The organism is Dietzia sp. DQ12-76 (assembly GCF_014145045.1).
Taxonomy (GTDB): domain Bacteria; phylum Actinomycetota; class Actinomycetes; order Mycobacteriales; family Mycobacteriaceae; genus Dietzia.
Genome location: NZ_JAALDV010000525.1, coordinates 1 through 6,337 on the forward strand (window position 1 = coordinate 1; position 6,337 = coordinate 6,337).

Sequence of the window (6,337 nt, forward strand, 5' to 3'; positions counted from 1 at the left end):
CGCCGGCCACGGTGCCGACGCCACAGCCGGCGCTGGCGACGGAACCGACCGGACCGGAGGTGTAACCGGGCAGCGAACCGGTGACGGAGGCCGGAAGCAGGTCACCGGCGGAGCCGAGGCCGCCGCCGGTGTCCGCGTCGGTCTCCGTTCCGGCGGAGCCGGTGAGCGACGACGAGTCGAGGGCGCCAGACGACAGGCCGTCTGCGCTCTGGGCTGCCGCGGCGCCGGTCGAGAAGACGAGAAGTGCGGCGGCCAGCGCACCGGCGCAGGCGATGGATCTGGTCACAGTGATCTCCGAGCATGACGGGGGCGCGAGCCCCACGATGAGTTGAGGATTCTTGAGTCCATCACATATACGTCACGAGCGGGGCGGTGTTACGTCACGACCACCACGTCGTCACGTCACGCCGCCTCGCCTTGGTGCCGTCTGCCCGGACGGCGCCGGTCCGCACCGTTCGCGGGCGCGATGAGGGAGAGTGGAGCCATGACCGGGATCCCGACCACCCCCGCCGACCACTCGCTGGCCGACGTCATGCCGTCGATCGCCGCCTCGCTGGGCGTCAACCTCCGCAACCCACTGGCTCTCCCGCCCACGCGGGATACGGTGCTCGTCCTGGTCGACGGCCTCGGCGCCGAGCTCATCCGGCAGCACGCCGAGGTCGCCCCCACCCTCTCGGCGATGACCACGCGGATGATCTCCGCGGGATTCCCCGCCACCACGGCCACGAGTCTGACCAGCCTGGCGGTGGGAGCGCCGTGCTCCCGCCACGGGATCGTCGGGTACAGCTTCGCGCTCCCGGACGAGGGTGCGGAGACACCTACCGTCTTCAACTCGCTCCGGTGGACCACGGGGTCGGCGGAGGGGCCCTCCGCACTGGACCGGTTCCCTCCCCGTGAGGTGCAGGCGCTGCCGAGTCTTCTCGAACTGCTCACCGAGGAGGGGGTCGACGTCACCTACGTCATGCGCGAGGACTTCCGGGCATCCGGACTCACCCGCGCCGCGTTCCGGGCGGAGGGCGAGTACCGCCCGGCTATCTCACTGCAGGAGATCCGCGAGGCGATACTCGCTGTCGTCGCCGCTCCCTCGAAGTCCAGACGGTTCGTCTATTCCTACTTCGGAGACCTCGATCTCATCGGACACATCCACGGTCCGGGCTCTCCGGAGTGGGTTCAGTCGTTGCGCGAGGTGGACGCCTTCGTCGCCGACCTGGCGACGGATCTGCCCCCCGGCTGCGGGTTACTCGTCACCGCCGACCACGGCATGGTGGCCGCGGAGACCGTGATCGATATCGATGCCACACCGTCGCTCCTCACGGACGTCGAGGTGCTCGCCGGCGAGGCCCGGGTACGGCACGTGCACGCACGGGCCGGGGCGGAAACGGCGGTGTTGGCCGCCTGGCGCGAGGAGTTGGCGGGGCACGCGCGGGTGCTGAGCCGGGAACAGGCGCTGGACGAGCAGTTGTTCGGGCCGGGCCGGGACCATGCGGACCGTCTGGGTCACGTCATCGCGGTCGCCACCGGCGGCGTCATCCTCGCCCGCACCCACCACGAGAAGATGGAGTCGGGCCTCCTCGGTCATCACGGGGCCAATACCGCGGCTGAGCAGCACATCCCACTCATCCTGCGGTGAGCCGCCGGCCTGCTCAGCAGGTGACCGGCGTCGACGGGTCGCTGGTGGAGTCCAGCCAGCGACCGTACGCAGGCGGTCCCTCTGCTCGCACGTCTGCGCACAGCTCCTGCCGGGAATACCCGGAAGCGCGGTATACGGCGTAGATGACGTTGCCGTTCTCGTCCCTCGCGCGCAGCGAGGGGCACGCCATGTCGGTGCGCAAGTAGGACGCTCCCGGGTTCTGCGCCAGCGCGGCAGCGATCTCCTGCGCGTATGCACCCGGGGTGACGGCGGAGTACAGGACCACGATCCCCCGACCGTCGCACGCGGGACGGGACATGGGGACACGCAGTCCCAGATCGCCGCTCAGTGCGGCCGAGGACCGACAGTCGTCCAGGACCGCTGCGATCTCAGCGGGCATGCCGTCGGCCTCCGCCTCCTGACGGCACGTGGTGGACGGAATCCCGGTGTATCGCTTCCAACTCCCCCCCACGCGGCTCACTATGTACTGCGTATCCCCGGCGGGTTCACCCTGCGGTACGAAGACGTGCGCCAGTGCCCACGCCCCCGCGCACCGGTCCACGTTGACGTTCCGACGGGCGATACCCGCCTCGCTCGCGATCTCGTCCGGGTCGCAGTCGGCGGACCGCACGGATGGAGCACCGGTTGCAGCTGGCATCGTCTCCGGGACCTGGGGCGCCGTCTCCGGTTCCACGGAGGTCGTCGTCGGCGCTGGTGCGGCACCCGGTTCGCCGCCGTCCGAGGCGACGAGGTAGCCGACCGCGCCGGCGAGGACGACGAGCAGCACCACGATGAGCCCACCCATCACCCACATGAGGCCGTTGCGAGAGGGAGCCCGCGGACCCGTTCCGTAGGGGTCCTGGCCCCACCCCCCGTCGTTGCCCCGGTAACCGTCCCGGCTGGAACCGTCCCGCCCGGAGCCACCTGACGGATCGCTCATAGTCACCACCATCGACACGGCCGACGAGGCGGCCTACGTCCGGAGAATGACAGTCACTTTATCCACCTGGCGACCGGCAACGCACCACGTTCTCAGGAGCCGAGCAGGACCTGCGTGAAGTCCTGCTCGTCGGGGTGGTCGAGCATCTCCTCCATCCGCTTCCGGTCGAAGGGCCAGAGATCGATCTCACCGCCGGCTGTCTGGTACCAGGACGTGCACCCGGTGTTCCACACCGTCGGCCCCATCGCCGCGCCCACCGCCCGCGCGAAATCGGCGGTCGCCCTCTCCGTCACCTCGACCGCGTCGAACCGCCCGAGTCGCCATTGCTCGATCCACTGCGCGATGTACCGCGAGGTGAGTTCCGCCGAGTACTGCAGTGAGATCGACCCGGTCGGCGAGTTGGGACCGAGAACGGTGAAGAGGTTGGGGAGACCAGGGATCGCGGTCATCCGGTATGCACGCGGGCCGGTCGCCCAGGCCTCATCGAGACCCAGTCCGTCGCGGCCGGTGATCCGCATGGGGCGCATGTACTCGTGGGATCGGAAACCCGTGGCCAGGACGATCACGTCGGCGTCGTGATGGGCGCCGTCATCGGTGCGGATACCGGTGGGCGTGACCTCGGTGATCGGACTCGTCACCAGCTGGGCGTTGGGGGCGGTGATGGCGCCGTAGTAGGTGCCCGAGACGACCTGCCGCTTACACAGCGGCTCGTCATCGGGAGTCAACCTCGCCCGGAGCCGGGCGTCGCGGACCTGCCGGCGGAGACTCGACCTCGCGTACGCCTGCACCGCCCGGCGACGCCAGGTCGGCTTGAGCACCACGTCCGCCAGAATCCCCGACGCCCACAGTGCGGCCGCGTACAGACCCCGCTGCAGTCCCGGCATCCGGCGGAGCAGGGCGGTGAACAGCTCGGGTTGGCGGACGCCCATCGGCGCCCAGAGGATCCACTGCGGGGAGCGGGTGAAGTGCAGTAGACGCGAGGCCTCGGGCTGAAGCGCGGAGACGATCTGCACCCCCGTGGATCCGGACCCGATCACCGCGACCCGCGATCCACCGGTCTCGAGCTCCGGGTCCCAGCGGGCGGTGTGCACGACAGGGCCGGCGAAGGTGTCGAGTCCGTCGATGTCGGGCACATGGGGGTGGTGGAGCACCCCGGTCGCACACACGACGAAGTCCGCGAGGAGGATCTCCCCTGCCGCGGTGGTGAGAGTCCAGGTTGCGGACTCGTCGTCGTACACCGCATCCGTCACCTCGGTTTCGAGCCGCAACCATCCGTCCAACCCGCACCGCTCCACGACTTCCCGGTGGTAGAGCCGGATCTCCTCGCCGGATGCCCAGACGTGCGACCAGTCGGCTTTCGGTGCGAACCCGAACTGATAGAGCTGTGACGGGACGTCGCAGGTCAGGCCCGGGTAGCGATTCCAGTGCCACACCCCGCCGACGTCGGTGCCCTTCTCGCAGATCAGCACGTCGCTCAGCCCGGCCTGTCGGAACGTGTGCGCGGCGGCGATGCCCGCGAGTCCCGCGCCGATGATCACCACGCGGGGTTGTCGCAGACCGGTCACCACTTCAGGTCTACAGCCTCGGGCGACCGGATGCGATGGTTCGCCCGGCCTCGTAGCGTCGGCGATATGCGTGAGCGCGCATGACACGACCAGCGAGAGGAGCCTGACATGAAGGCAGTCACCTGGCACGGCAAGCGCGATGTCCGCGTGGATGACGTACCCGATCCCAGGATCGAGGAAGCCACCGACGCGATCGTCAGGATCACCAGCACGAACATCTGCGGGTCCGATCTGCACCTGTACGAGGTGCTCGGGCCGTTCATGAACGAGGGCGACGTCCTCGGTCACGAACCGATGGGGATCGTCGAGGACGTGGGGTCCGGACTCACCGATCTCTCCCCCGGCGACCGGGTGGTGATGCCGTTCCAGATCTCGTGCGGCCACTGCTACATGTGCGACAAGGGCCTGAACACCCAGTGCGAGACCACCCAGGTCCGTGACCAGGGGATGGGAGCGGCGTTGTTCGGCTACTCGGAGCTGTACGGAAGTGTCTCCGGCGGTCAGGCGGAGTATCTGCGGGTGCCGCAGGCCCAGAACACGACCATCAAGGTGCCGCACGAGCACACCGACGACCGGTACCTGTACCTGTCCGACGTCTTGCCGACGGCCTGGCAGGCGGTCGAGTACGCGAAGATCCCCGATGGCGGGACCGTCGTGGTACTGGGGCTGGGACCGATCGGCGACATGGCGGCCCGGATCGCCGCCCACCGCGGACACCGCGTCATCGGAGTGGACCCGGTCGCCGAACGCCGGGCCCGCCAGGCGCATCGGGGAGTCGAGGTCCTCGACCCCACCGGCGTCCCCGGTGAACTGGGGGACGTGATCCGCGACATGACCGACGGGCGCGGGCCGGATTCGGTGATCGACGCGGTGGGCATGGAGGCACACGGCTCCCCCGTGGCCACCGCGGCCCACGCAACCGTGGGGATGCTGCCCAAGTTCCTCGGCAAGAAGGTGATGGAGCACTCGGGCGTGGACAGGCTCTCCGCGTTCTACTCCGCTATCGACATCGTGCGCCGGGGCGGGACCATCTCCCTGTCCGGCGTGTACGGCGGCACCGCCGACCCCTTGCCGATGCTGACGATGTTCGACAAGCAGCTCACGCTCACGATGGGGCAGGCCAACGTCAAGCGCTGGGTGCCGGACATCATGCCGCTTCTCAGCGATGACGACCCGCTGGGAGTGGACGACTTCGCCACCCACCGGCTCCCCCTCGCGGACGCCCCCCACGCCTACGAGATCTTCCAGAAGAAGCAGGACGGGGCCGTGAAGATCGTCCTCACCCCGTGAGGTCGGGGCCCGGCGGGAGGCGGACGGGTAGGTTCCGGGCATGACGGAACTCGCCCGCCTCCTGCTCGTCCGCCACGGGCAGAGCGTGGGGAACATCGCTGACGACGAGGCCCGCGCCGCCGGGGCGCACCGCCTCGATCTGAATTACCGGGATGCCGACACCCCGCTGTCGGAGACCGGACTCACCCAGGCGTCGGCCGTCGGCACGTGGTTGGCCGCACTACCGGACGAGCGCCGGCCGACGGTGTGGCTGACCTCCCCGTACCGACGAGCGGCGGACACGGCCGCCGCCGCGTTGGAAGCGGCCCGCCTGGATGCCACTCTCCTCACCGACGAGCGGCTGCGTGAGCGGGACCTCGGGATCCTCGACGGGTTCACCGGGCACGGGATCCGTGACCGCTTCCCGGCGGAGGCGGAGCGGCGCGACCGGATCGGCAAGTTCTACTACCGACCCCCGGGTGGGGAGAGCTGGACGGACGTGGTCCTGCGCGTGCGCTACCTGCTCACCGATCTCCGGCAGCAGTACGCCGGTGAGCGGCTGTGCATCTTCAGCCACCAAGCGGTGATCATGGGATTCCGGGTGGCGTTGGAACATATGGCTGAACAGGACATCCTCCACGTCGACCGTGAAGACCCCCTGCCCAATTGCTCGGTGACGACATACCGGAACGGCGACGGGTCACTGCGCCTCGAGCGGTATGCCGACACCTCGGCCGTAGAGCGGGCCGAGGCCCCCACCACCCGCGAGGGTTCAGCAGCGGACGAGGACGGCCGGTGACCACCGGCCAGGAGGGCGAGGCGCTCGTGCTCACCTCCCACCGCCTGCGGGGGTGGGCGCTTCCCACGCCGGACGGCGGCAAGGAGAGCCGCGGCCGGGTGCTCGTCGTGGGAGGCGGTCGCACCACACCGGGC

5 protein-coding genes and 1 pseudogene are annotated in these 6,337 nt (G+C 69.5%); 3 read left to right on the forward strand and 3 right to left on the reverse strand.

Features of this window, described 5'->3' with window-relative positions; all coding sequences use genetic code 11:
• Positions 1-286: pseudogene (locus G6019_RS16075) on the reverse strand (hypothetical protein); the annotation flags it as partial.
• Between the two features lie 198 nt (positions 287-484).
• Here G6019_RS16075 and G6019_RS16080 point away from each other — a divergent pair.
• Complete coding sequence (locus G6019_RS16080) at positions 485-1,630, forward strand: alkaline phosphatase family protein (protein WP_182612557.1); 1,146 nt, start codon at positions 485-487, stop codon at positions 1,628-1,630.
• 13 nt (positions 1,631-1,643) lie between these two features.
• On the opposite strand, the gene G6019_RS17510 is transcribed toward G6019_RS16080, so the two are convergent.
• Both G6019_RS17510 and G6019_RS16090 read right to left on the reverse strand, forming a co-directional pair.
• Positions 1,644-2,570: a serine/threonine protein kinase gene (locus tag G6019_RS17510; protein ID WP_241726111.1), complete on the reverse strand. Its 927-nt coding sequence runs from the start codon at positions 2,568-2,570 to the stop codon at positions 1,644-1,646.
• 92 nt (positions 2,571-2,662) lie between these two features.
• Entirely contained in the window at positions 2,663-4,138 is a 1,476-nt protein-coding gene (locus G6019_RS16090) for a flavin-containing monooxygenase (protein WP_182612555.1), read from the reverse strand.
• A gap of 105 nt (positions 4,139-4,243) precedes the next feature.
• Here G6019_RS16090 and G6019_RS16095 point away from each other — a divergent pair, with 105 nt between their 5' ends.
• Positions 4,244-5,425, forward strand: coding sequence for a zinc-dependent alcohol dehydrogenase (locus tag G6019_RS16095; RefSeq protein WP_107756248.1), 1,182 nt, complete (start codon positions 4,244-4,246; stop codon positions 5,423-5,425).
• A gap of 40 nt (positions 5,426-5,465) precedes the next feature.
• Positions 5,466-6,203: a histidine phosphatase family protein gene (locus tag G6019_RS16100; protein WP_182612553.1), complete on the forward strand. Its 738-nt coding sequence runs from the start codon at positions 5,466-5,468 to the stop codon at positions 6,201-6,203.
• Positions 6,204-6,337 lie beyond the last annotated feature (134 nt).